This window comes from Olivibacter sp. XZL3 (assembly GCF_004368405.1).
Taxonomy (GTDB): Bacteria; Bacteroidota; Bacteroidia; order Sphingobacteriales; family Sphingobacteriaceae; genus Olivibacter.
In genome coordinates this window covers 113,713-139,780 of sequence record NZ_SBJH01000026.1, presented here as the reverse complement: position 1 = coordinate 139,780, position 26,068 = coordinate 113,713, and the positions used below count along the sequence as shown (strand labels likewise).

The window sequence follows — 26,068 nt, the reverse complement described above, 5'->3', positions numbered from 1 at the left end:
TTATTAGTGTGTTAGTATTGTGAAGAAATCGGTACTTATTTTTCTTGTTTTATTTGAATCTCTGTTTTTATCCACAGCTTTTCAACATGATTGAGAAGGTAAAGCTTTGATTTACAAAGCCAACTTTTTATCGGGCTTTTTCTTTCCATATTTTTTTGTGGGTTCTTTTTAGGGAGGAAATGAGTTAAGAAGTCGGCGGTCGGAGCGGGAGAATTCTTTGAAAAGTTTATCGAATGTTGTGGATAAGGAGATATTAACGAGTTATTCTTTTTATTCCACTTACTTTTTACAAAAAAATCCACATATTTAACATGTTTTTCCACCGTTTGTGCGGCAGATTTCAATAGATTAATTTTTCAAGATGGTAAATGTTGATTTCTTGGTTGTAGGTTCAGGTATTGCCGGTTTAAGTTTCGCTTTAAAAGCTGCTAAGTATGGTAAGGTTCTGATAGTTACAAAATCGAATGAGGACGAGTCGAATACGAAGTATGCGCAGGGCGGTGTAGCGGTGGTTGTGGATAAGTCTGATAGCTTTGAGAAGCATATCGCTGATACTCTGGTTGCTGGTGATGGTCTATGTGATCGAACGGTTGTGGAAAACGTGGTGAAAGAGGGGCCGGATAGGATCAAGGAGATTATTCAGTATGGAACCCATTTTGACGAGGTGACTAAAGGCAATTACGACTTGGCACGTGAAGGAGGACACTCGGAACACCGCATTTTACATTATAAGGATGTTACCGGATTCGAGATCGAACGGGCGCTGTTGGAGCAGGTCCATCAATCGGAGAACATCACGATATTGACTCATTATTTTGCGGTTGACCTGATTACACAACACCATTTGGGTTTGTTTGTTAACAAGACGAGCGATGATATCACTTGTTACGGCATTTACGCCTTGAATACGCTCACTAACGTCGTGGAGAAGATTCTGAGTAAAATAACGGTGATGGCATCCGGAGGAGCCGGTCATATTTATTCTTCTACTACCAATCCGGTAATAGCTACGGGCGACGGAATAGCGATGGTATACCGGGCGAAGGGAAAGGTGCGCAATATGGAGTTTATTCAGTTCCATCCTACGTCGTTGTATAATCCAGGTGAATACCCGTCTTTTTTAATTTCGGAAGCATTACGGGGTTTCGGTGGGGTGCTGCGGAGACGGAATGGTGAGGAGTTTATGTACGAATATGATGAACGAGGTTCTTTAGCGCCTCGTGATATTGTTGCGCGTGCAATTGATAATGAAATGAAGCGGTCTGGTGATGATTTTGTTTATTTGGATATAACCCATCGCGATAAAGGGGAATTGCTTAAACATTTTCCTAATATCTATGCGAAATGCTTGAGTATTGGTATTGATTTAACTCGAGACTATATCCCGGTGACACCTGCGGCTCATTATTTATGCGGAGGTATTATGGTAAATACCGACGGTTTATCGTCTATTAAGAATCTCTATGCTTGCGGCGAATGTGCATCTACCGGTTTGCATGGTGCTAATCGATTGGCATCCAATTCTTTATTAGAGGCATTGATTTATGCACATCGGATATTTGAACATGCTGTTGGTGTTTATAAGGACATAAAAATACCGGAGGGGATACCGGACTGGGATGATACGGATACCCATTTATCGAATGAGGATATTTTGGTGACTCATAATTTGCGCGAAACCCAGAAGGTGATGAGCGATTATGTGGGGATAGTACGTTCGGATTTCCGGTTAGAGCGTGCTATGCGTCGATTGAAGTTGCTTTACGAAGAGACGGAGGATTTTTACAAAAATACCAAGTTATCGGTCAAACTATGTGAATTAAGAAACGTGATTCAGGTTTCTTATATAGTGATTAAATCTGCTATGGCCAGGAAGGAAAGCAGAGGATTGCATTTTACAACCGACTATCCACATCATGCGAAGGAACTTGTTGATACTATTTTTTAAAAAAGGGAAGTTATGGCCTTAATAAAAGCTGTTTTGAATAAGAAGCCGTTTATAGGTGAAGAAACGTTTATCGCTGAAAATGCGACCATTGTAGGTGACGTATCGATTGGTAGGTATTGTTCTGTTTGGTTTAATGCCGTGGTCCGTGGCGATGTTAATTACATCAAGATAGGCGATTATACGAATATACAGGATGGGGTGGTTATACACGGTACCTATCTTAAAAACGGAACGGATATAGGTAATTTTGTGAATATTGGTCATAATGCTTTGGTGCATGGCTGTACGCTGAAAGATCATTCACTCGTTGGGATGGGCGCAATAGTGATGGACCGAGCGGTTGTAGAGGAATATGTGATTATTGCAGCTGGCGCTGTGGTTTTGGAGAATACCGTATGTGAAAGCGGTTTCTTGTACGCCGGTGTTCCTGCAAAGAAGATAAAGCCCTTAACAACGGAGCAGCGGTCTTTATTAGATAAATTACCGCACAATTACGTCTTATATGCTAGTTGGTTTGGGGTGGATTAGACGTATCGGTGGGCGTTTGTTCCATAGGAATATCAATTACTTCTTCTTGTTCCCAGTTTGGTCTAACCGTAATGTTTTTACTATGATACCATACTTTTTCCGGTAGGATTTTGTTTTCGACATCCGCCGGATCCCACTTACCATTTTTATTGGCATCATATACAATTCTAATTAAATATTTACCCCCCGGGAACTGCTTGAATACCAAGCGTTCAGACTTGCTGATAGGTTGGGAAAGAAATAGATTATCTTTTTTATCGTTTGTTATTTGTACCAGGTACTGATTTTGGATTGTATCGGGTACATTTATTTTAAGGATGATATCGCCGAAATTTTCGGTTTCGTCCAAGGTGAAGGTTCTGGTTACGGCTTTCGATTTCTCCCCGAAATAACCTTGAAAAGCATTTTCTTTCAGTTCCAGTTGGTAATTACGTTTAGGACGCCAATTATAGCGGATGAGGTAAGCTTGATTGCTACTGGTATCTTGTATTAGCTGATAATTGTTTCTAGGAATGGAGTCTTCTGTTAATAGGATGTTTTGCTTATTAAAGGATTTTATAGGTGCTGTACTGTTTAGAACGATGTGTTTGACCCTATTCACTTTTTGGCTGTTTATATTATCTGTGATGATCAGGTCGCGGTCGTATTTCTCATTTTTACTTCGGCGGATCGTAGTTGAGTCCAATAGCTCATTGGATTCTTTTATATGTACCTTTAAGGAATCGAAAGTCATTTCGCTTAGCCACATGGATACACTATCTCCAGATCTGTTGTAATTGACAATTTTGTTCTCGTTTAAGGAACTTGGAGAAACAACCTCCAGTTCCGGTTGTATCAATGGACGGTTGAAAACGAATGTGACCGTACCGTTCTTTTCTATTTTTCGATCTAGTAGACGAAGCGTTTTAGGCACAGGTCTTGATGTTGCCAGTTTGATATTACTGGTGTCTTTATTCAGCAGAAAAGAATCTGGCAAGAAACCGATTTCTTCGTCGCTGCCATTAAAAATCCGATTGTCGTCTTTTTCTTTAAGTGCGTAAATTCGGTACGTGTCTTCTTTTAAATTTCGGATGGTGAAGTTGCCAGCGGAGTCGGTGAGAGTAAAGATGTTAGCTTTGCGTTTACCGAATATAGAGTCCTGCCGCGTCGGTATCAACATGACGGTAGTCTCTTTTTCCTTTTCCAAAGTGAGTGCATTTGTGACCGTTCCCGACACGTTTAGGGAATCTATTTGATCGCCGGTTGCAAACACATAGCTATAGTTCAACAAAGGGTTCCCTTCGTTGTAGTCGCCAATAGCTTTCCCGAAATTTATTGTATAGGTGGTATTTTCTTCTAAAGTATCCGGCAAGGTAATGACGAGCGACCTCTTTTTTATTTGATAAAGCGGTAGCTTTTCCATATCAGGGGTTACGCTGATTTCTTTGAACTCATTTTGTAGCTTAATGAATTCGTCGAATTCTATTACCACTTCTTTTGATTTAAAGTTACTCGTAAGATTAGCAGGCGTTTCATTTAATATTTTGGGAGGAATACTATCTTTCGGGCCACCCATAGGCTGTTGAACGCTTGCGCAATGCGTATTGAACAAAAGTGATCCTATAAAAATAGCAAAAATTAGGTGTTTTATTTTTAAAGCCATTTTAAAGCTGTTTAAGCTATTTTTGTATTTTTTGGATATCAGCATTGTCTTTTTAAAAAAAGTGTCTCCTATCTCTTTATTTTGATTTATATTAACAAGTTGTAAATCAGGTATTTATATATTTTATGACATATAGACCATGAGAACGCTTACATCAGCCGGAGAAACACCGGAAATTCGCGATGCTTGACCGAGTGTTCGGGGTTTAATCTTAATCAGTTTTTCCCGTGCCTCTTTCGATAAAGAGATGAGCTTATTGTAGTCGAAATCCGGATTGATCTCTTTATCCTCCATCTTTTTCATCTTGCTTACAATTTCTATTTCTTTTTCGAAATAGCTGTCGTATTTAACTTTTATTTCGGCTTGTTCTATAATGTCCTCGCTATAGCTACTTAGTAAGGTATTGAGGTGGTCGTTGGCTTTTGCCAGATGCCGAATGTTGACTTGTGGTCGACTTAATACGTTAAACATCTTCACGTTTTGGGAAAGTGGACTGGAATCTAAGGTTTCCAATATAGGATTGATCCTAGCCGCTTCAACGGATGTTTTCCGTAGATAATCTACTATCTCATCTGATTCACGTATTTTGTTGTTTACGCGGGCTAAAGCCTGATCGCTCGCTAAGCCTAATCGATGTGCTAGCGGTGTCAGTCGTACATCCGCATTATCCTGGCGAAGGAGGAGTCGGTGTTCCGCCCTCGAAGTGAACATGCGATATGGTTCTTCAGTACCTTTAGTTACCAAGTCGTCTATTAGTACACCGATATAAGATTCCGAGCGTTTAAGTATGACTTCATGTAAATCATTAATCCGTTGGTGCGCGTTAATACCGGCGATCAGGCCTTGGCTAGCCGCTTCTTCGTAACCGGTGGTTCCGTTTATCTGGCCGGCGAAAAATAGATTTTTAACGCGCTTTGTTTCTAGTGTTAGATCCAGTTGGACAGGAGGAAAATAGTCATATTCAATAGCATATCCAGGTCTGAACATTTTTGCTTGTTCAAAACCCGGAATTTGATGTAATGCTTTTAGCTGAATATCCTCAGGCAAAGAGGTAGAAAAGCCATTGACATAAATTTCGTTGGTTTTCCAACCTTCCGGTTCCACAAATATTTGGTGGCGGTCTCGTTCTGCAAATCGGTTTATTTTATCTTCGATGGAAGGACAATAACGGGGACCCAGTCCTTTTATTCGTCCAGCGAACATCGGCGATTTTTCGAATCCTTCTTTTAATGTTTCGTGTACGTTATTATTAGTATAAGTAATCCAACAACAGCGTTGTTCTTGTGGCAGGTCGATGCTTTCGAAAGAGAATTTGCCTCTTTTTTCATCTCCCCACTGCTCTTCCATTTTAGTATAATCGAGGGTTCTGCCATCAACACGTGGAGGTGTACCGGTTTTCATTCGTCCGGATTCGAATCCTAAGGATACAAGTTGTTCAGTTAATCCCGTAGCGGCCTTTTCTGCAGTTCGGCCTCCGCCAAACTTTTTTTCTCCGATGTGAATAATTCCGTTAAGGAATGTACCGTTGGTTAATATAACAGCATCAGATTCGATGGTAACGCCGAGTGAAGTCACGACTCCGTTCGCTGCACCGTTTTTAACAATAACCTCTTTAACTGTATCTTGCCAGAAGTCTATATTAGGCAGATTCTCTAATTGGAGTCTCCACTCCTCCGCGAAGCGCATCCGATCGTTTTGGGAACGAGGACTCCACATAGCGGGTCCTTTCGATAGATTTAGCATTCTGAATTGAATAGTTGTTTTATCCGCTATTATTCCAGAATAGCCCCCCATAGCGTCTATTTCGCGAACAATCTGCCCTTTTGCGACGCCCCCCATCGCAGGATTGCAACTCATTTGAGCGATTGTTCCCATATTCATGGTAATCAATAGAACTTTTGATCCTAAGTTAGCTGCAGCTGCGGCTGCTTCGCACCCAGCGTGGCCTGCTCCTACCACAATAATATTATATCTCGAAAACATATTTTTATGTATGTTCCACGTGGAACGCGGACGTTTCACGTGGAACTTTATATTAACTCTCCTAATTCTAACCAACGATTACTTTTCTCCTCCAGACGCATGTTTAATTCTTCTATCTCTTTAGCGTATGTTGAAAGTTGAGTATGATCTGTTGTTTGCAACATTTCGTTCGTTTTGTTTTTTATTACAGATTCCAGCTCGGTTATTTCGCTATCTAATTTTTCGAACTCTTTTTGTTCTTTAAACGAGAGCTTGGGTTTTTGTATTGATTTTTCTACAGGTAGCGTAGCTTTTTTTGTCTCTGTCTTTTTTACCTTCAGTTCACTTTCTTGCTCTTGTCTGTAGTCTGTATAGTTTCCATTGTAAATTCTTACCGGTTTGTTTGGTTGAAAAACGAATAATTGATCCGTTAACTTATCTATTAAAAACCTATCGTGCGAAACAAGTAATAAAACGCCTTGGTAATTTTCTAGAAAGTTTTCCAGTACATTTAAGGTATCTATATCCAGATCGTTCGTTGGTTCGTCTAAGATTAAGAAGTTTGGATTCTTTATTAGGACACGCATTAACTGTAGTCTTTTCTTTTCTCCTCCGCTTAATTTTTCAACTAAATTGAATTGTTTCTCAGGTGTGAAAAGAAAATGGGTCAGCAGCTGCGATGCTGTGATCGTCTCTCCTTTGCTGGTTGTAATATACTCCGCTACTTCTTTTACTACGTCGATTACGCGCTGTGTATTACTGAAATCCAGGCCTCCTTGTTTATAATAACCATAAACTGTTGTCTCGCCAACCCTGACTTTACCTTCGTCTGGAGCTAGTTGTCCGGTTATCAGGTTAAGAAAAGTAGATTTTCCGCTTCCGTTCTTACCAGCTATTCCGATACGATCTCCTTTCTTAAAGGTGTAAGAAAAATTGTTGATAACCGACTTCTCGCCAAAGGTTTTACTAACATTCTCTAGTTCTAGAATTTTATTTCCCTGCCTGCTGAGCTTTACATCGAGCGTAATGGTGTCTTGTTTCTGGTTAAGCTTTGTTTTTTCCTCTAATCCGTAAAAGGCATCAATACGTGCTTTTGATTTAGTACCACGAGCTTTTGGCTGTCTGCGCATCCACTCCAGCTCCTTTCGTAAAAGATTTTTGTTTTTTTCTAGGGACGCCGCATCTGATGACTCGCGTTCCGCTTTCTTTTCCAAAAAGTAGCCGTACTTGCCTTTATATGTGTAAAAAGCTCCCTGGTGGAGTTCTTTAATTTCCGTGCAGATATTATCCAGAAAGTAACGGTCGTGTGTAACGAAGATAATGGTTTTCTGCCCGGTTACCAGCAGATTTTCCAGCCATTCGATAGTTTCTATATCCAGATGGTTAGTGGGTTCATCCAGTATATATAGATCTGGATCATCAATGAGTAGTTTCGCTAACGACAATCGCTTTTTCTGTCCACCTGATAAACTCTCTATACGTTGGTCTAGGTTCGTTATGCCTAACTGGCTTAATATAGTCCTAATATTATTTTCGAAGTTCCAAGCATCTTTAATGGTTAGAAGTTCTACCAATTCCTGTACCCGTAACTGATCGCTTGATTCATCTTGTATAAGTTGGTCGTACTCCTTAATAAGCTGTTGAACCTCATTATCGATATTATATATAAAATCAGATACAAGGAATGTATTCGAAAAATCGGGTTCCTGTTCTAAATAGCCGATACGGAGCTCTTTCGTACTTACCACTTTCCCTTCGAAGGGAACGATTTTACCTGCTAATATCTTTAAAAGCGTAGATTTTCCCGTTCCGTTAATGCCAACGAGGGCCACCCTGTCCCCTTTTTGAATGCCAAAGGTCAGATCTTTAAAAAGCCATCGATCGCCAAAGGAATGGCTAATGCGTTCTGTTGATAAAATGCTCAAGCTATAAAATTTATTTTAACGTGCTACGATAAGATTTTTGTATAAGTGTCTGTTTTATAATTACTTATGTTAATTTTCCACTTGGACAACACGCCTTATTACCGTAAACTCAATTTAACTCGCAAAGTTAAGTAATATATGTTAATTGGCGGGTAATATGCAAGATGATTGTGCTAATTAAGCTTGTGATCGGGTATCAATTGGAATTTCGGAATGACTACATCGAACAGGGCTCCATCAATTTCCCTCAACATCTGATAACTTCCTTCCATACTTCCCATGTCGCTTTTTAAATTACATCCTGATACGTATTCATAACGCTCACCCGGAGCAATGAGCGGTTGCTGGCCAATTACTCCTTCGCCTTCTACTTCTCTATGTGTTCCGTTCGAGTCGAATATAAACCAGTGTCTTCGCAACAATTGAACAGGGTAGTCGCTCATGTTTTCAATAGTGATTTTATAAGCGAACATAAAATGCTCATTTTCCGGATTTGAATATTCCGGCTGGTATATTGCCTCTACCGAAACTTTAACACCTTCAGTAATTTCAGTAACCATTGTTATTTAATTTGAAGCAATATAGGAAATGACCGAATAAAACAGAAATACTTAATTACCAATTTTTGTTCATCTAGGTCGCTACTATTACCTCGTTAAAACGATATGCTATTTCATCCAAAACTTCTTCTATGTGCTCCATACGCTCGAGACTTACCAACTTCATGCGGTACTCCTTAAAATTCGGGATTCCTTTAAAGTAGTTGGCATAGTGTCTCCTCATTTCAAAGATGCCCGTTTTTTGACCTTTCCACTCTACAGATTTTATGAGATGCGTTTTACATACCTCTACTCTTTCCTTTATAGTAGGGCCTTCCAATCGGGTACCGGTTTGAAAGAAATGTTTTATCTCACGGAATATCCAGGGGTAGCCTATGGACGCCCTACCGATCATAATGCCATCTACCTCGTATTCCAAACGCCAGGCAGCCGCTTTCTCCACGCTATCAACGTCTCCATTTCCGAATATAGGGATATGAATCCTAGGATTTTTCTTCACCTTCTTAATCAATGACCAATCGGCATTTCCTTTATACATCTGGGCGCGTGTACGGCCATGTATGCTAAGCGCCTTAATACCGATATCTTGTAAGCGTTCGGCAACTTCATAAACATTTTTCGTGTGGTCGTCCCAACCCAGTCTGGTTTTTACGGTAACCGGCAAGTGAGTGGCATTAACGACCGCTTTAGTCATGGCAACCATCTTGTCGATGTCTTGCAGCAAACTTGCTCCCGCTCCCCTACAGGCCACGTTCTTTACCGGACAGCCGTAATTTATATCTATTAAGTCGGGTTTTGCCAAGGTAGCAATCTCCGTTGCTTCTTCCATGCTTTTTATATCACTGCCGAAGATCTGTATACCTATGGGACGCTCGTATTCAAAAATGTCAAGCTTTTGCGTGCTTTTTGCCGCATGCCTGATGAGTCCCTCCGAAGATATGAATTCGGTATACATCATATCTACGCCATTTTGTTTGCATACGTACCTGAATGGAGGATCGCTGACGTCTTCCATTGGAGCAAGTAACAAGGGAAAAGCTCCTAAATCAATATTATTTCCGATCTTGACAGACATTACCTATATTCAACCGATTATTTTAATAATTTGCAAAAATATAAAAAATTGAGTGCTTACCCCTATAATCGGTCTGATAATCATCCCAGTATGTCTTTTCTTTACTTGCTGATTACGGTATTGTTTTCCGCTATCGTTTTCAGTTTGTTGGGTTTAGGAGTTGGCATGTTGATCTTTGGTAGCGATGTAATGCAGATTGGATACAAGGGTTTCAGCAACTTGACAGAGGATGAATTGAATTTTATCAGCGTCTCGCAGATTTTTTCAGCGACGGGCACTTTTGTAGTGCCGGCTTTGCTATTAAACCGTATAGAGAAGAATAGCAAGCCGTATTTCACACTGTCTTTCCCTACGGATGCTAAACTATATGCCTTGATATTTTTGTTAATGTTGGCGTTATACCCTTTTTTTGAATTAACGATTTTGCTGAATGAACAGATGCATCTTCCGGATTTTATGAAGGGTATTGAACAATGGATGCGTCGGAAGGAAGACGAGACAAACGTTTTGACGCACGCTTTCCTATCGCGCCAGTCCGTTGCGGGCTTGTTTATAAACATTTTTATGATAGGCGTTTTAGCTGCCGTAGGGGAAGAATTGTTATTTAGGGGCTGTCTGCAAAATATACTCATAAAATGGATAAGGAACCCCCATATAGCGATATGGTTGACTGCCGTTATTTTTAGTGCGATCCACTTGCAGTTTTATGGATTTTTACCGAGGATGCTGATTGGAGCACTTTGTGGATACTTATATTTCTTTGGGCGTAGCATTTGGTTGCCTATTTTTGCCCACTTTATCAACAATGCCTCCGCGGTTCTTCTGTCTTTTTATCTTACACGATCGGGTAAATCATTAGATTCCTTCACTTTTCAGCTTAATGAATGGCCATGGGCAATTGTCAGTTTGCTCGCAGGTTTGTCGGTATTATATTTTTATAAGCGACAAGCCAAGCTTTCAAACAATTAATTTTTAATATGAAAACGCGCGCAATAACAGGTTTTTTCTTTGTTTTAGTAATGTTGGCATCGGTGCTTTTTGGTGCTTATACATTCAGTATCTTTTTTATCGTTTTAGCTCTTCTTAGTCTGTCTGAATTTTACAGATTGGTTGGTAAAGAAGAAGCAAAGCCGGATCACCTTGGCGGAATTCTATTAGGGGCGGCTGTATTTGTACCGATTGCATTATCGTCTCTGGCTTTAACAGATGTTGTCGCCTGGCTCCTAGCTGTACCTTTTGTTGTATTCGTCTATATCCGCGAGTTGTATAGGAGAAATGAGCAACCTTTTTATAATATAGCGCTCACATTTTTAGGCGTAGTTTATGCGGTATTGCCCTTTATATTCTTCTTTGGCTTGGGTTTTTTACAGGGGGGATATAACTACTACCTTCCGATGTCATTTTTATTTATGCTGTGGGCAAGTGATACGGGTGCTTATTTAGTTGGAAGAAAGTTCGGAAGAACGAAGTTGTTCGAGAGGCATTCGCCAAAAAAGACATGGGAAGGTTTCATTGGAGGTATGTTGTTAAGCGTTATTGTGAGCCTCATTTTACACCGTTACTCGGTGGATTTAGCTGCTTGGAAATGGTGTACAATCGCTATTATCATTTCCGTTTTCGGCACCTTGGGCGATTTAACGGAATCGATGCTCAAGCGCAGTTTTGACGTTAAAGACTCAGGGTCTTTATTGCCGGGCCACGGGGGCTTATTAGATAGGTTCGATGGACTGCTGGTGGCAGCGCCTTTGGTGTACTGTTTTCTAAAATTGGTTATTTGACCCGCATTGTTAACATCATTAAACCCAGATTACGCGTTAGGAATTAAAACGAAAGGATCAATAATGAGGCTTTTATATTGTTGATCCTTTCGGCAGGAACGGCTGATTTAGAATATATTGAGAAGCTCTTCTTTGCTCATTTTTTGCTGTTCGCCGGTAGTCATGTTTTTAAGGGTCAGCACACCGGATGAGACCTCTTCTGTACCTAACATGACTACATATGGAATTTTCTTTTGGTCGGCGTACGACAGTTGTTTTTTCAGTTTGGCTGTAGTGGGATAAAACTCCGAAGCAATGCCCTTTCTTCTAAACGAGTGAAGTAATTGCAGCGCGAAGTCTTCAGCGGATTGATCGAAGTTGGTCAATAAAACCTGCGTACCCTTGGTTGTGCTTTCCGGAAACAAGTTTAATTCCGACAATACGTCGTAAATGCGATCAGCACCAAAAGATATACCCACGCCTGTTAGGCCTTTTAAACCGAACATGCCGGTTAAATCATCGTATCTTCCGCCGCCGCCGATACTACCCATAGCCACCTCGTTGGTTTTTACCTCAAATATGCTTCCGGTGTAATAGTTCAAACCTCTAGCGAGGGTAATATCAACTTCGACATTATCCAGTGCCGGCGCTTCCAATTTACTTACATAGGTAAGCACCATATCCACTTCTTCGAGCCCTTTTTGTCCTACTTCGGAATCCTTTAATACTTGTTTCAATGTCGCCAATTTATCGGAATTGCTTCCCGATAGAGAGATGATAGGATCAAGTTTGGCAAGGTCTGCATCATCAAAACCTTTGCTTATTAACTCTTTTTTAACCCCGTCCAAGCCAATTTTATCAAGTTTGTCAATTGCAACGGTCATGTCTATTAACAGATCCGGTTTTCCTATAATGTCGGCTATGCCAGCCAATAATTTCCTGTTATTCAGTTTGATGGTAAAATCTCTCAGACCTAAATTGGTTAAAGCTTCTTTATAGATGAGTATAAACTCGGCCTCATTCAATAGGCTTTCGGATCCTACGACATCTACGTCACATTGGTAAAATTCTCTATATCTGCCTTTCTGCGGTCTATCAGCCCTCCAGACCGGCTGGATTTGAAAACGTTTAAAAGGTAAGGTGATATCGTTTTGATGCATGACGACATATCTGGCGAAAGGTACAGTTAAATCATACCGCAATGCCTTTTCGGCGATGAGGGGAGTTAGGGAGTTGGCGTTCAGCGTTGTGTATTTCTCTGGACTTATCTTGGCGATAAAGTCACCCGAGTTAAGAATCTTAAAAATTAATTTATCGCCCTCATCGCCGTATTTGCCGGTTAAAGTTTGTAGATTTTCAAAAGATGGCGTTTGGATTTCTTGGTATCCGTATTTCTTAAAAACAGTCTTAATCGTATCGAAAATGTAATTTCTTTTCTCCATTTCCAAGGGAGAAAAATCGCGGGTGCCTTTTGCTAAAGAGGGTTTTATTTGTGCCATGGCACAAACTTAGATAAATTTTTAATCAGTTAGGATTGCTTTTTGATAGAATAAGGTATAAAAACACAGATACGTGAAACAAAAATCTGACAGAAATGTTTTAACTTCAGGTCTTAAATTCACCTTTATTACTTATCCATTAAATCATGAAAAAAATGCTAGTTATTGGCGCTTTGATGCTACTTATTGGTATGGGAGCGCAGGCGCAACAAGACAAAAGTAAGCGCCCCAGCCCACCCGACAGTGTGAGCGTAACCACCACATCCGGGGTCACCATTTCAATTAATTATAGCAGGCCTTCTGTAAAGGGCAGGATGGTAGGGCAAGATATTGCACCGATAGGAAAGGTTTGGCGAACGGGTGCTAATGAGGCTACTACCTTTGAAGTGAACAAAGATGTCACGATCGATGGGAAACCGTTGAAAGCAGGAAAGTACAGTTTGCATACGATACCGGATGAGCGTAGTTCAACCATTATCTTTAACAACGTTTGGAAAAAATGGGGAACGGAATATGATGAAAAGGAAGACGCACTTCGCGTTGATGTGGCGACGGAAGAGAATAGTGATTCAGTAGAACAGTTTACTATTACTGTTGCGGACAATGGAAGAGTGGATTTAATGTGGGGCACCTATAAAATTGGCTTTACAGTTAAGTAAACAAACAAGGATTCAATTTAAAGTAGGCTTTTTTGAAATAAGAACCGGGTTATCGGTTCAACTATTTCAAAAAAGCCGTTTTTTGTTCTTTGGAACGGTTCTGCTTGATTGAACGAAGCTTACTGCCTACGGCTTAAAGCCTAAAGCTTATGGCATACTGCTTACAGCATACAGCCCAAAACCTATTCACTACTTCCTATTAACTTTCTATCACCCTACCAGCTAACAGCCTAAAGCTTAAAACTCATTTCCACTTGGACGCACCCAAGTGGAGCAAGGTGCTTGGCTGGCTTACTCCCTTGCAATTCGTTGCCGGCTGTCCGGACGCAAAAGAAGCCGCTCTTTGGCGGTTGCCCTCGCTTTGTTTCTCTTTTGCTGATTTCTCGCAGGCTTCGCCGGAAATACGTATTAGGACAGCCCGGCTGCCGATTGCTGCGTCCGCAAGCCTAGGCCGTTTTTTGTGCTTCGGAACGGTTCTGCTTGATCGAACGGAGCTTACTGCCTACGGCCTAATGCTTACAGCCTATAACGTAAAACTCATTTCCACTTGGACGCACCCAAGTGGAGCAAGGTGCTTGGCTGGCTTACTCCCTTGCAATTCGTTGCCGGCTGTCCGGACGCAAAAGAAGCCACTCTTTGGCGGTGGCCCTCGCTTCGTTTCTCTTTTGCTGATTCCTCGCAGGCTTCGCCGGAAATGCCTCATGGAACAGCCCGGCTGCCGATTGCAGCGTCCGCAAGCCTAGGCCGTTTTGTTCTTTGGAACGGTTCTGCTTCATGAACAGTGCTTACTGCCTACGGCTTAAAGCCTAAAGCTTATAGCATCGTGCTTCCAGCTTAAGGCTTACAGCATACATACAGCCTAAAACCTACTCCCTACTCCCTATTATTTTCTATCCCCTTACCAGTTAACGGCCTAAAGCTTATGGCATCTTGCTTTCAGCCTAAGGCTTAAACCATACCGCTTACGGCCTAATAGCAAATAAAAGGTTAAAAAATTTCTGGGAATGAGAAAAAAACTCGCTATTTTTGAAAAAATTTTTAAAATATAGGCATTCAATTAAGAATTAGATATTTAGTATGGTGATATTTCGGGATAGGATGTTAATTTTAAAAAAAAAGAAGAAGCTCCTTTGGGAGAGGAGCTTCAACGCTAACCAATTATAAACCTATATTAAACTGAGGGGCAAATCCAAAACAAAAGTTTGCCGGTTTTTGAAATTTTGATTCTTCAATAACTTCCGCCTTTTGTTAATACAAACATAATAAAACTTCATAATAGTTGTCAAATTTTTATTAAAAAAGTTCATTTTTGTTAAAATATTAAAATAATCAGTCTATAATTTATAAAACGTCAAAAAAAATGGAAAAAAAGTCTCAATTTTTAGAACTTGATAACCTCGATACACAGATTTTGTCTATTTTAATGAATGATGCCTCGGTTCCTTATACAGAAATAGCGAAAAAGTTGGTAGTTTCTGGCGGAACTATTCATGTTCGCATGAAAAAAATGGAAGAATTGGGGATAATTCGTGGTTCTAATCTAATTATAAACCCGCAATCTATCGGATTTGATATATGTGCCTTCCTAGGTATCTATTTAGAGAAGGGTTCGCAGTATAAAAATGCGGTAGAACAATTAAAAGAGGTAAAAGAAGTGGTAGAATTGCACTATTGTACGGGTCAATATAGCATGTTTGCTAAAATTATATGTAGAGATACGAATCATTTGCGTCATGTTTTGAATGAAGACATACAGGCTATTAAAGGAATTGCCAGAACAGAAACCATTATTTCGCTTGAAGAGAGTATTAAGCGTCAGATTTCCTTATTGTAACCTGTTTTTTTGCGATAAAGTAAGCGTAAACTGCGTCTAGGAAGTACGGACTTTTTACTTCCAGGAGGTACTACTTTTCATGTGCACCCAGTTGAACAGCGGCTCTCTCGCAACCCGGGTTGTCTGTTTCGACAACGAGCAAAGACTTGAATTTATTTCAGTTGAAACTGAGGTAACGGACAATAAAAAAGCCTATCATATTTTATGACAGGCTTTATCTACATTTTGGATCTTTTTACTTTACGTAAGAGACTTCTTTTACCGCATTAACAATCTTTTTGATGCTAGGTAAAGCGGATTCTATGAGTGTTGGTGCATATGGAAGGGGTACGTCTGCTGAAGTAACCCGGATTACCGGAGCATCCAAATAGTCAAAAGCGTTTTTCTGAACATTGAAAGCTATTTCCGAGGAAATGGAAGCCAAAGGCCATGCTTCTTCAACGATAACAAGGCGATTGGTCTTTTTAACCGATTCGATAATAGCGGCGTAATCAATTGGGCGAACCGTTCTTAAGTCTAATAAATCCACCGAGATACCATCCTTTTCCAGTTCTTCCACAGCAGGTTTAACTACGCGAGGAATCATTTTACCGAAAGAAACGATGGTCACATCTGTACCCTCTTGAATTTTATGTGCTTTTCCAAGTTCCAAGTAATACTCTTCTTCAGGAACTTCTCCTTTGTCGCCATACATTACTTCTGATTCCATGAAAATAACGGGATCAGGATCTAAAATAGATTGCTTTAACAGACCTTTTGCATCGTGCGGATTGGAAGGAACGACAACTTTCAATCCAGGGGTGTTCGCGTACCAGTTTTCAAAGTTCTGTGAGTGCTGAGCGCCTAATTGGCCTGCATTTCCTGTTGGCCCTCTAAACACAATGGGGCAGGAATACTGGCCACCACTCATCGAATGGATTTTCGCGGCGCCATTGATAATTTGGTCGATAGCTACCAACGAAAAGTTGAAAGTCATGAATTCAATGATTGGTTTTAATCCTTTCATCGCTGCTCCAATACCAATACCAGCAAAGCCTAATTCAGCAATTGGAGTGTCGATAACACGTTTAGCCCCGAACTCGTCAAGCATGCCTTGGCTCACTTTGTAGGCACCATTGTATTCGGCAACTTCTTCGCCCATCAAGAAAATTTTGTCGTCTTTGCGCATTTCTTCGACCATAGCCTCACGAAGTGCTTCTCTGAACTGTATTTCTCTCATTAGATATAAGTAATGTAGTTTAAATCAAATTTTGTACGCAAAAGTAGTTTAAAAAACTGAAAATATGAAGTAAATGATCGCTAATTCGTTAATATTCATTCTCGATTTCGATATCATGATCTGTGCCTGACTGAAAGAATTCCTGGTAGTGATCATTGTAGGGCAAATCTACGTTTGGATCATGTTTAAAGGCAATGTTCCGATTAAAAAGCGCTTCGAGTGTCTCTCGCATACGTTGCTCAAAAGCGTCTTTGAAGCTCGCTAGGCCTTGACCAGCTAAAGGGGATTTATTGCCCCTCATTTTGGTATAAAAGAGGCTACCCTCTTGTCTTAATTTTCGCGCGACATATAGATTGGGCTCTACCTCTTTCTTACCGGTCTTTTTTTCATAAATGTAGGTATAAAACAAAGTTTGCAGCAGTGCTTTATTGAACTTTCCGGAAGTGGGATCAAAAAGGCTATCAATATCTGTGTAATCAAGCGCATCAGCGCCCGTTTTATAATCGACAATACGCGTTTTTCCATCCTTTTCGTCTATTCTGTCGATAATACCATAGAGCTTAACCGTTGATTCTACGCCATCAATCTGGATAGGAAAGTCAACAACATAGTCTTTTTTATTCTCTAACTCGATAATCGTAAAGGGGGCGACGTTTATATCGTGATTAATAAATATTAAGGCATATTCTTTCGCAATTTCCAGCACGATTTTCTCCATACTAGAGAGGGCGTTTGTTTCAAAGTGAGCCGTATTTCCATAGAAATCCTTTGCAGTTGCCTGTAAACATAAATTAGGGAGACGTCTTAAATGGTCTTTTATGCGTTGCGCAGTGATATAAGGACTTTCTTGCTTCAGTTCTTCGTAGAACCATTGCATAATTTCATGAATAATCGAACCGATTCGATTCGCTTCGAAGTCCTCTGTTAACAGTTGAGGTTCTCTTATCTTCGCTATATATTTTAGAAAGAAAAGTAAAGGAGATTGAAGGTAGGTGGTGAAACCAGTGGCAGATATTCCCGGACGCGCCGGATTATTTTGGTCGAGGTAAAGGGCTAAAATCTGTTGCACTTTATTTTTCTTGCTCACTTCCATGTTAAGGGGAACGTCATGCGTCTGTACCGCTTGTTGTTGCTTGAAATGGACAAAAGGACGGTTAGTCTCAAATTGGATTTGTTTTACAAAGCGACTGATTTCTCCAGAGCTGTTTTCGTCAACCTGTCCATTATAAACAAGCGTGATTTTCTCGGCTCGCTGTATGAGGCGATAGAACAGATAGGCGGACAGGGCTTCTTGATTTTCCAATACGGGCAAACCGTGGGCTCGACGTATGGAATCGGGAATAAAAGTTGCAGCGGAACTTGTCTTAGGTAAAACGCCATCATTTACGCCTAATAAATAGATCTCTTTAAAATCTAGATTTCTGGTTTCCAATAATCCCATAATTTGGAGTCCTGAAAGTGGGTCTCCTTCGATTGCTGCCGTTATTCCTTGTAGCGACTTCTTTATTAAAGATATTGCAAACTCGATACGGAGATCGTCGAGTATGCTTAAGGCGTCATGTAGCTGGTTGAGGATGCGAAAGACTTCAGTAAAGATGGCAGCATCAGGATAAGTTAATAACTGTTGCTCTTTCCTTTCGTTAAAGATATTTTTAACGATTGTTTGCAAGCTTTTAATTAAATCTTTTCCTTGGGTTTGCCGCTCAAAGAATGGAACCGGTGCAACGGCCTCTAGCGCTGCAAGCGGCACATTAATATAGTGGTTTATATATATAAGCGCTCTTACCCGCTCTTTTATATCATCGCTTGTCTGTATCAGCGGATGAGAAAGAAAAATCTCGATGTCCTTGTAATGGATAAAGTCCCGTTTCTGTAAAAGATACTGTTCTTGCACTCTTAACCATAAGTCTACAATGCCATAAATAGGGGATTGCGAAATAGGAAAGCCCATTGTTATGTTGGTTTCTATCACAGATGGGATACTTTGGAGGGCCGGAATCAATAGTCGCTCGTCCGCTAATAAGACTGCGGCAAGGCCTTTATTTATTTCATCGCTGTCCGCTTTATCCGTTAACAGGCTGTCTAGCAATTTCGCTTGCGCAGTATAGCTGGTCGTTTCTACTATTTTAATGGGCTGCTTTTGAGTGGCCAAATAATTCGACGGGCTACCTAGTGCGTTTGCCAGTCCGTGCGTATATAAATTTCGACGCAAAAAAGTTCCAGCTTCCTGTAGTGTATCGCTTAGGTAATGCTCATCGGCATCAAAGTAAAAAAGGGCGAGATTTTGTTGTTGCCATTTTTTGAAAAGCGTAGCTTCCGCCCTGTTTAAGGCATTAAATCCCACAAAAATTAATTGTTGGTATTGATCAACATAAGAAGGATAGGTTTCCAAACCATTTGCAAACGCTTTATACAGCTGTGGAGTGGTCGCTAAGCCCTTTTGCTTCAGTGCGCTGTGGAAATCGGTGTAAAGTGAAGGAAGGAGCTGCCATAACTCGATAAATCGATCTTGTATAAAACTTTGCTTTTCCTTGCTGAATGTCGACCAGAATTGGTTGATGAACGTTAATTGCTCTTCTGAAAAATTGGGAAATCGCTTTTCTATGATTGCAATATCGTAAAGTTCAGCATAGACATCATCCGGATCAACCAAGTCATAATCCAGTTGCGCAAAGTCGTTCAAGATGACCTCTGCCATAGGGTAGAACTGATCGATACTCGCTAATTTTCCCTCCCTCTGCGCTTGAATGGAATTATAACATTGAAAAAGTGTTATGATCTGTGTCAGTTTGTCCGCTTCCTGTTCTTCGAAGGCATTTTTGATGAACTGTTGGATTGTAAAAAAAGAGGGGCTCCAAATCGGTTTTCCGATGAGGTCCGCTACATGTTTTTTCATATAAACCTCGGGACGTTTATTATTGAAAATAATAGCGATATTTTTTAAATCTGATCCGAAACGGGAGATCAGATCGGCCGAAACTTCTTTTAAAAAAGGCGTCATCGTATAAGAATTAACTGAAATAAATGTGTTATACCTCTACTAATTTATCAGTAGATGCGTAAAATAAGAAAGCGCGGACGTGTGGATAACCCATGTCCTGTAAATTCTGTTGATATGCTTTCACCTGCTTAACATGTTGCGCCGTCTCCATACCTGTAAATTTAAAATCAATGATGATGGTTTCTTTATCGCCAATTAGCACTTTATCGGGACGTAGCACCTTTCCGTCTTTTGTGATGATGCGCTGTTCATTAAGGCTTTGGTAAGGTTTGTCTAAAAGTGCTGACAATTGTTGGTTTTGACGAACATGTATTGCCTCATTGAGCAGTTGTGAAAACTCTTCATTTGTAATTAGACCTTCGCTTTGCATAGAACGGAGCTGCTTTGGAAACGCGTCGATGTCCGTTGTTAAGGACAATAGTTCATGGAGGAGTAAACCTTGTCGAATGGCGGTATCCTGTTCGCCCAAAGAGAGGAGTTCTCGTTTAATTTTTCGGTTATCTAAGGCTTCCTTCAACAGCTCGGAGATTGGAAACCGGTTAAAACTCCAATTGTATTGGGGCGAATGCCCCCAGTAACTGATACTTCCAGCTTGGTGCAAAGTAGGCGTTTGCATATCCGGTGCTACGTCACTTGGAGGCTCGTTCATAGGATATACAATACCATTATTATATTGAATACCTAATTCGTCGCTATGGATTTCCAATACCTGTCGGAGTAAATCTGCAATGAGCGAGTCGCTTTCTTTTCCATCCTTAATACCCGGCGCGCTTATGTAAAGCTCCTTACGCGCACGTGTGGCGGCCACATACAAGAGATTCAATGCATCCATGTAATTAAAAAGCATTTCTTCAAGATAGGCTTGATAGAGCGACGACTTGACCAACATACTGTTGTATTTAACAGGGACACTTCTGAGAATTTCATACGATGTACCTTTGGTATCCACCCAGAAATGGCTATTAATCAATCCATCGAGCTCCCAGGAACAAAAAGGAATCATCACGACATCGAAAGCTAAGCCCTTGGATTTGTGAATTGTCATGATTTCCACGGCATTGCCGCCGTCGCTGGCCGGTAGTGCCTTTTTGTTTCCGTCTTCGTCCCAGTAAGTTAAGAAAGAAGCAATGCCCCTTTCCCCTTGTGCGCTAAATTCTGCAACAATATCCCTAAAGGCCATTAAATAGGGAATGGCGGTTTCGTCCTCTGTTAGTCCAAATCCATTGATGAGCGATTCAGCCAGCTCGGCCAGGGGAAGCTGTTGCCAACCAAACCAGTTCTTACGAATAACTTCTGGCAAGGTGTCTCCCCAGATTTTTATATCGTGCTGGGCGGCATCCAACCAAAGATCTCCGGTTTCGCCTTGCGGCAGATGCCGGATCTGCTGATAGAGATAGCGTGTATTTGCGCGGTAAAGAGAAGCCTCTTCCGGCGGGGTGATCATTGCTCTAAGCGTATTAATGAGCAATCTGATGCCCGGATTGTTTTGCAAAAGCAAGGCATCTCCAGAGATAACTTCGAATCTCTTATGCTCATCGAGGCCCTTTTGTATTTGAAGCAGATATTCAATTATTTCGCGCGCTTCTATATTATTGCGGACCAGAATCCCGATTTGGTTGGCCCGGTATTTTCCGCTTGCTAACCAAGCGATAAGGGTATCAGAAAGTGCTCGCAAGGCATCTGGTTTTGATTCTTTACCCCTCGTTTTGGCAAAGGCACTGGTAACAGGAAAGAAAGAGACGGTTACCTTCCCTCCTTCTGCATTTTCCGCTAACGGAATTTTCTGAGCAGTTTCCGCATAAGCTTCCGGCAATATTTGCGCATATCCGGATGCTTGCCACCAGGAGTCGTACAATTCGTCCCCTATTTCTTTATAAATTTTATCGTTGAGTTTTTGTTGCAGAATCTTGGGGGCTTTGTCAAACAGAAAATTATTGAACTTGATGATTGCCGGAAGGCTTCGATAATTTTCTTGAAGTGTATGGAGACTGACATGATGGTTTCCTAAATCTTTGATCGAATGATGTTGAAGAATGCGCCAGTCGCCATTTCTCCAACGATAGATACTTTGTTTTACGTCGCCGACAATGAGATGATGAGCCGTCGATCGATTTCCCGGAGTGCCCGCCAAGGCGTTGCTCAGCAAGGGAAGAAAGTTATACCACTGATTGGACGAAGTGTCCTGAAATTCGTCAAAAAGGAAATATTTATAGCGGTTTCCCACCTTTTCGTAAATGAACGAAACGTTCTGCTCCTGATGGCGGTTGATTTCTCTTAAGAGGTTTTGTGCGTCACTAATAAGGGAAACCGCATTTTCGTCTCTATAATCCGCCAGTAAAACACTCATTTCCTTTAGCAGTCGCAAAAAGTAGAAGTTGGCCTGAACGGCTTTGGCCAAATAGTAAGTACGGCTATGTTCTTGTTTATAGCTTAAAAGCTGCTGTAATATGGGATTCAGTTTATCATATAAATCGGAAACGATACCGCTAACGCCGTTTTTTTGCCACTTTTCGGGGTTATCGACATATTCGCTGAATTTATCAATAGTGTCTATACTGTCGGCACTCATTGACGGAATTTTCGGAATCAGGTTTTGCGATTTCCGTAAAAAGAGATCGGCCGATACGCCTGACGCAGTTACGATATCCGCGGCAATTCTTAGCAGACGCTCAATCTCTTTTTCAAAACCGGTAACGAGTTCTTCCGACAAAGCACTAATGGTTGTAAAGGTTTTTTGTCGATCCTCCTCGTTTAATCGGGAGATCGCTTCATTAAAAGGCTGAAAACGTTCTTTGAAAAGTTCGTCGGCTAATCTTTTTAGGACGGTGGTATAATTCCAACTTCTGTCTTTTTCTATCTGTTTACGTGCGTAGTCTATTATCCACTGTAGCAGGTCGGGTCTATCACCAAGCAACTTATTGAGCCGCGCCACGAGGTCGCTTTTAACTTTTTCGCTATTCATTTCTAAGCGATAGGATGCGTTTAAACCGAGTTCGAAGCTGAAGCTGCGGATGATTTTTTGGTAAAAGCCGTCGATGGTGCTGACGGCAAATCTGCTATAGTTGTGTAGGATTTGTCTGTAAACTTCTTGTGCTTTTGACTGTATATCTTGAGCAGACAAGGCCGGATAGGTGTCTCGGATAATAGTTCGGTAGGATTCTACCGCAGGACTCGATAATGCTAAACCCTCGATGACATTCAAGATACGGTCTTTCATTTCTGCGGTTGCCTTATTGGTAAAAGTTACCGCAAGAATTTCTGAGAAATGCACTTTGCTTCCGAACAATAGACAGATGTAATGTGCGGTTAAGCTGAATGTCTTTCCGGAACCGGCGGAAGCCTTTAAAATCTTAACAGGTGGGATATTGGACATATTGAACAAAACGCTTTACTTCGTAAAGTACGTAAATTTATTCAGAGCGATGAATAAAAATCTTTGGTAAAAATCGGTGTTTTAATGTTTCTGTTTTTCCGATCTCGGCACAGCTCATGAAGAAAGGGCCCATTACAAGGAGTAAGCGGCTTGGGTCAATGCAGCTGAAGGAAATTAGTATTTAATTCGGTATCGTTATTTGTGTATTTGAAGGGATACTTTCATTTTTCATTCGATCAATGGCTGTTACAATATACGTGTATCTCGCCCCGCTCCTTACCGATTGATCAGTGTAGTAGGTGCGGCTCGCATCGAAGATGATTTCAAGGATGTTTTGCGCATTATTCAGATCGATTTCTTCGCCTTCGTTAAATCGGTATATCACATAACCGTATGCGGTTTCGCCATCGGAAGCGACAGGCGGCTGGTCCCAACGCAGTGAAATTCCTCCCCGGTTTAAGTTGTGATAAATGAGGTTTTGCGGAGGCAATGGCGCTATACTATCGATCCATGGCATACTTGGCTGAAGCGATTTGTAACGGTAAAAATTGTATTGTAAGGAATCCCTAAAACCGCCTAAATTGTTTACGAGCGACTTGGAGCTAAAGTACACACTTCCGTGTATATTGGGAAATTTTCGGAGGTAGCGGATTTGATTTGGAAGTTGGTTTCTATCCCTCCATCCCGTGGTGTTATCGGCTGCTCGGTAGGCCGCTTGGCCGATGTACAAATGTTTTCCGTAGGTGTTGGCGCTCCACCAATCAATCAGCGTTTCGTAAGCTGCGGCACGGTTCTTAAAAGGGAAATAAATCTGCGGATTGATATAGTCTACCCATCCATTTTGAAGCCAAGCGCGTGCGTCGGCATATAACTGTGCGTAGCCGCTTAGTCCCGAAGTTTCGGATCCCTCCGGATGTTGTTTTTTATTCTGCCAGATACCAAAAGGACTGATACCAAACTTCACATACTTTTTTTCCTGATGGATGCTATCGGCTAATGTTTTTATTAACTGGTTGACATTGTTTCTTCGCCAATCATCAATTTTTGAAAAGCCTCGGCCATATCGCCGGAAGGTCTGCTCGTCCGGTATGCTTTGTCCGCCTGCCGGGTACGGATAGAAATAGTCGTCAAAATGTACGCCGTCGATATCGTAATTTTTAACCACCGACATGATTACATCTACGATATATTGTTGAACCTCAGGAATACCGGGATTAAAAAGTTTTTTTCCGGCATAGACGAAGAACCACTCGGGATGTTGTTTTGTGATGTGATTGGCACTGACATTAGATTCGTTTAAATCGAAAGTAGCACGGTAAGGATTAAACCAAGCATGTAATTCCATTCCTCGATTGTGAGCCTCTTGTATCGCGAAGTCTAAAGGATCGTACACAGGGCTTGGTGCCTGGCCTTGTCGACCCGTTAGGAAGCGCGACCACAGTTCCTTGCCTCTGGCATATATGGCATCCGCAGAAGGCCTAACCTGTAAAAATATCGCATTTATTCCGGCACGTTGGTGGGCATCCAGCAGGCGTAAAAGTTCTTGTTTTTGGATTTCGGAGGAAAGACCTGCCTTGCTTGGCCAATCAATATTAACGACCGTTGATACCCAAGCCCCTCTTAGTTCCCGTTTAGGGATAGATTCGACATTATTTGCTCCGGCGCTAAAACAGCATAATAAAAAGAAATAAAAAAAGGAACTTAATGATTTATTAAGAGAAGGAATGTTCTTTAACATATACACTATTGTTGTTTGCCTCAGTAGTTTTTTCTTATAAAAAGTTGTAAAGATAAGTATAGCATTGAGGATGAGAAAAAAAATCGGGTAAAAGTATTAATACGTGAGGTGCTGTGTATGGATATCAGTACAGGGCACGTCCTATTCGATCGTATTTTAATAAAAAGGCGGCTGTTTACTGAATAACTGTTGTTGGAACAATTTTTGCTAATCCTTTTTAGCCAGCCACTTAAACGTGACAAAAAAATGGAAGAAAATGATATAGTATATAGGCCATCGGTTCTTTTAGATGGCAACAGTGTTGAAGCTTCGTCACAGATAAACAGTCTAAACGAAGGGGAAAAAGACACCCCGAAAATTTATTTTTTCATCTTTGCTATTTTGGCTTTGTTAGCCACGAACGTTTATTTTTATGTGAAGTATAAGAATTCAAGCGAGCAGCAAACGACGATCTTAAGTGAAAAAATTCAAATGGAAACGGAGCTGGATCGTATAGAAGTAGAACTGGATCGGGTTACGAGAGAGAATGTAGAGCTGACAGAAGCGCTGAAAACAGCGCAAGGGAATGCACGAACGAAAATAGAAGAGCTTAGAGCAAAACTGACCCAAAATGAATTAAATCGGACGGAGCTGTTAGATGCGCAGGAAGAAATCAGTGAGCTGAGAGGAGCGGTTTCCCGGTACACAAAAGACATTGAGCAGTTGAAAAGTGAGAACGCACTGTTACTTTCAGAACGGGATCGCTTGAAGGCAAGCGTTAATACGGTAACAGAAAAAGCAAGCGAGTTAGAAACGATCAATAGCGAGCTGGAACAGAAAGTGGCTATCGCATCTGCGTTAAAGCTTTCCTCCATCAACGTGAACGCGATAAAGGAGCGGAAAAATGGTAACGAAAGTGTTGAGAGCAAGGCTAAGCATACAGATAAGCTTAAGATCGAGTTCACTATTGCCGATAATCCGCTTGCAAAAACGGCTATTTACGACGTATATATCAGGGTTATCGAGCCAAATGGTAATCTCTTAATCACAGAGAATAACATTTTCGCAGTGGACGGCGTAGAAATGCAATATACAGATAAAGCAGGCATCGAGTTTTCAAACGATGGGAAGTTTTATACCATTGAATGGAAAGGAGTGGAAAACTTTAAACCAGGGACTTATACCGTTGTCTTGTATACAAACAAAGGAACTATGGGAAAAGGGACGATAAGGTTAATTTAACCGTTTAAATAGATTCTTTTTGAAAGCCATGCAGAACAAAGCATGGCTTTTTTTGCAAACAGGTTAATTTAGTCGTCAATGGCTCTTCAAAAATAGCCCAAAATGCATTCCGTTGATTTCTGAAGGT

At 41.0% G+C, this 26,068-nt stretch carries 18 protein-coding genes; 8 read left to right on the top strand and 10 right to left on the bottom strand.

The genetic code is table 11. The features are described 5' to 3' along the window. Positions 1 to 361: 361 nt before the first annotated feature. Positions 362 to 1,948, top strand: a complete 1,587-nt coding sequence (nadB, locus tag EPX21_RS07295) for an L-aspartate oxidase (RefSeq protein WP_134089011.1) — start codon at positions 362 to 364, stop codon at positions 1,946 to 1,948. Positions 1,949 to 1,960: 12 nt separating this feature from the next. Then, positions 1,961 to 2,476 (top strand): gamma carbonic anhydrase family protein, encoded by a 516-nt coding sequence (locus EPX21_RS07290; RefSeq protein WP_134089010.1) that lies wholly within the window; start codon positions 1,961 to 1,963, stop codon positions 2,474 to 2,476. On the opposite strand, the gene EPX21_RS07285 is transcribed toward EPX21_RS07290, so the two are convergent. From EPX21_RS07285 to dusB, 5 genes are all read right to left on the bottom strand, one after another. Continuing rightward, positions 2,454 to 4,118 carry an Ig-like domain-containing protein gene (locus EPX21_RS07285; protein WP_240768572.1) on the bottom strand — a complete coding sequence of 555 codons (1,665 nt, stop codon included), beginning with the start codon at positions 4,116 to 4,118 and terminating at the stop codon, positions 2,454 to 2,456. The genes EPX21_RS07290 and EPX21_RS07285 overlap by 23 nt on opposite strands. 123 nt (positions 4,119 to 4,241) lie before the next feature. After that, the gene (mnmG, locus tag EPX21_RS07280) at positions 4,242 to 6,101 is read right to left on the bottom strand and encodes a tRNA uridine-5-carboxymethylaminomethyl(34) synthesis enzyme MnmG (RefSeq protein ID WP_134089008.1); all 1,860 of its coding nucleotides are present in this window, start codon (positions 6,099 to 6,101) and stop codon (positions 4,242 to 4,244) included. Between the two features lie 47 nt (positions 6,102 to 6,148). Further along, complete coding sequence (locus tag EPX21_RS07275) at positions 6,149 to 8,005, bottom strand: ABC-F family ATP-binding cassette domain-containing protein (RefSeq protein WP_134089007.1); 1,857 nt, start codon at positions 8,003 to 8,005, stop codon at positions 6,149 to 6,151. Positions 8,006 to 8,178: 173 nt separating this feature from the next. Then, entirely contained in the window at positions 8,179 to 8,565 is a 387-nt protein-coding gene (gene apaG, locus EPX21_RS07270) for a Co2+/Mg2+ efflux protein ApaG (RefSeq protein WP_134089006.1), read from the bottom strand. A 73-nt stretch (positions 8,566 to 8,638) separates the two neighbouring features. Next, positions 8,639 to 9,640, bottom strand: coding sequence for a tRNA dihydrouridine synthase DusB (gene dusB / locus EPX21_RS07265; RefSeq protein ID WP_134089005.1), 1,002 nt, complete (start codon positions 9,638 to 9,640; stop codon positions 8,639 to 8,641). Between the two features lie 90 nt (positions 9,641 to 9,730). On the opposite strand from dusB, the gene EPX21_RS07260 reads away from it, so the two are divergent. Continuing rightward, the gene (locus tag EPX21_RS07260; RefSeq protein ID WP_134089004.1) at positions 9,731 to 10,609 is read left to right on the top strand and encodes a CPBP family intramembrane glutamic endopeptidase; all 879 of its coding nucleotides are present in this window, start codon (positions 9,731 to 9,733) and stop codon (positions 10,607 to 10,609) included. Between the two features lie 8 nt (positions 10,610 to 10,617). Continuing rightward, complete coding sequence (locus EPX21_RS07255; RefSeq protein WP_134089003.1) at positions 10,618 to 11,418, top strand: phosphatidate cytidylyltransferase; 801 nt, start codon at positions 10,618 to 10,620, stop codon at positions 11,416 to 11,418. Between the two features lie 107 nt (positions 11,419 to 11,525). Here the strand turns inward: EPX21_RS07255 and hisS are convergent, their stop codons facing one another. Continuing rightward, on the bottom strand, positions 11,526 to 12,896 hold the full coding sequence (gene hisS / locus EPX21_RS07250) for a histidine--tRNA ligase (RefSeq protein WP_134089002.1): 1,371 nt from the start codon (positions 12,894 to 12,896) through the stop codon (positions 11,526 to 11,528). A gap of 146 nt (positions 12,897 to 13,042) precedes the next feature. Here hisS and EPX21_RS07245 point away from each other — a divergent pair, with 146 nt between their 5' ends. The 3 genes from EPX21_RS07245 (at position 13,043) to EPX21_RS07235 (ending at position 15,389) form a co-directional block, all read left to right on the top strand. Then, complete coding sequence (locus tag EPX21_RS07245) at positions 13,043 to 13,555, top strand: DUF2911 domain-containing protein (RefSeq protein ID WP_134089001.1); 513 nt, start codon at positions 13,043 to 13,045, stop codon at positions 13,553 to 13,555. A 254-nt stretch (positions 13,556 to 13,809) separates the two neighbouring features. Continuing rightward, positions 13,810 to 14,298, top strand: a complete 489-nt coding sequence (locus tag EPX21_RS07240) for a hypothetical protein (RefSeq protein ID WP_134089000.1) — start codon at positions 13,810 to 13,812, stop codon at positions 14,296 to 14,298. 617 nt (positions 14,299 to 14,915) lie between these two features. Continuing rightward, entirely contained in the window at positions 14,916 to 15,389 is a 474-nt protein-coding gene (locus EPX21_RS07235) for an Lrp/AsnC ligand binding domain-containing protein (protein ID WP_134088999.1), read from the top strand. 235 nt (positions 15,390 to 15,624) lie between these two features. On the opposite strand, the gene EPX21_RS07230 is transcribed toward EPX21_RS07235, so the two are convergent. From EPX21_RS07230 to EPX21_RS07215, 4 genes are all read right to left on the bottom strand, one after another. Then, positions 15,625 to 16,608: a pyruvate dehydrogenase complex E1 component subunit beta gene (locus tag EPX21_RS07230; protein ID WP_134088998.1), complete on the bottom strand. Its 984-nt coding sequence runs from the start codon at positions 16,606 to 16,608 to the stop codon at positions 15,625 to 15,627. A gap of 88 nt (positions 16,609 to 16,696) precedes the next feature. Beyond that, a complete protein-coding gene (locus EPX21_RS07225; protein WP_134088997.1) occupies positions 16,697 to 19,609 on the bottom strand; it encodes a PD-(D/E)XK nuclease family protein in 2,913 nt (970 codons plus the stop codon). Between the two features lie 28 nt (positions 19,610 to 19,637). Beyond that, a complete protein-coding gene (locus EPX21_RS07220) occupies positions 19,638 to 22,982 on the bottom strand; it encodes an exodeoxyribonuclease V subunit beta (RefSeq protein ID WP_134088996.1) in 3,345 nt (1,114 codons plus the stop codon). A gap of 181 nt (positions 22,983 to 23,163) precedes the next feature. Continuing rightward, the gene (locus EPX21_RS07215) at positions 23,164 to 24,720 is read right to left on the bottom strand and encodes a glycoside hydrolase family 10 protein (protein ID WP_134088995.1); all 1,557 of its coding nucleotides are present in this window, start codon (positions 24,718 to 24,720) and stop codon (positions 23,164 to 23,166) included. A gap of 246 nt (positions 24,721 to 24,966) precedes the next feature. Between EPX21_RS07215 and EPX21_RS07210 the strand changes: the two genes are divergently transcribed. Then, positions 24,967 to 25,941 (top strand): hypothetical protein, encoded by a 975-nt coding sequence (locus tag EPX21_RS07210; protein ID WP_134088994.1) that lies wholly within the window; start codon positions 24,967 to 24,969, stop codon positions 25,939 to 25,941. Positions 25,942 to 26,068 lie beyond the last annotated feature (127 nt).